We start from the raw sequence: 668 nt of genomic DNA, 5'->3' as shown, positions 1-668 counted from the left end.
TGTGCGTAGGCGGCCAGGTCGGTGTCTTTGACCCGGCTCACCAACTCCCGGAAACTTGGATGCCCGGACACGTCGGTGCGTAACACCAGGGTGTTGACGAAAAACCCAACCAACTCGTGCAACGCCTCATCGGTACGACCCGCGATCGGCGACCCGATCACCACGTCCCGACCGGCGCCCAGCCGCGACAACAACCCGACCAGACCGGCCTGGACCACCATGAACACACTGACCCGCAACCGGCGGGCCAACCCCACCAACCCGGTATGCAACCCGGTATCCCACCGCACCGGCACCGTGGCCCCCTGGTAGGTGGCCACCGCGGGACGCAGACGATCGGTGGGCAGGCCGACCTGTTCTGGCAACCCGGCCAACGCCTGCCGCCAATACCGCACCTGCGCACTGATCACACTGCCCGGATCAGACTCATCCCCGAGCACCTGCCGCTGCCACAACGTGTAATCCGCGTACTGCACCGGCAACCCCACCCACCCCGGCGCCTGCCCAGCAACCCTGGCGGTATACGCCACCGCGACATCCCGAGCCAACGGCGCCAACGACCACCCATCCCCAGCGATATGATGCAACACCAACAACAACACCGACACAGTCGGCGAGACCACCAACAACCAACACCGCAACGGGCCCTGAACCGACAAGTCGAACCC

General features: G+C 65.6%; 1 protein-coding gene. It reads right to left on the bottom strand.

Annotated elements, in window-relative coordinates; translation table 11 throughout:
- A partial coding sequence (locus Raf01_RS49220) for a condensation domain-containing protein (RefSeq protein WP_275413243.1) occupies positions 1-608 on the bottom strand: 608 nt, incomplete at its 3' end.
- Positions 609-668 lie beyond the last annotated feature (60 nt).

Origin of the sequence: Rugosimonospora africana, assembly GCF_016862975.1 — a bacterium.
Taxonomy (GTDB): Bacteria; Actinomycetota; Actinomycetes; order Mycobacteriales; family Micromonosporaceae; genus Rugosimonospora; species Rugosimonospora africana.
This window is presented reverse-complemented; position numbering and strand designations above follow the sequence as displayed.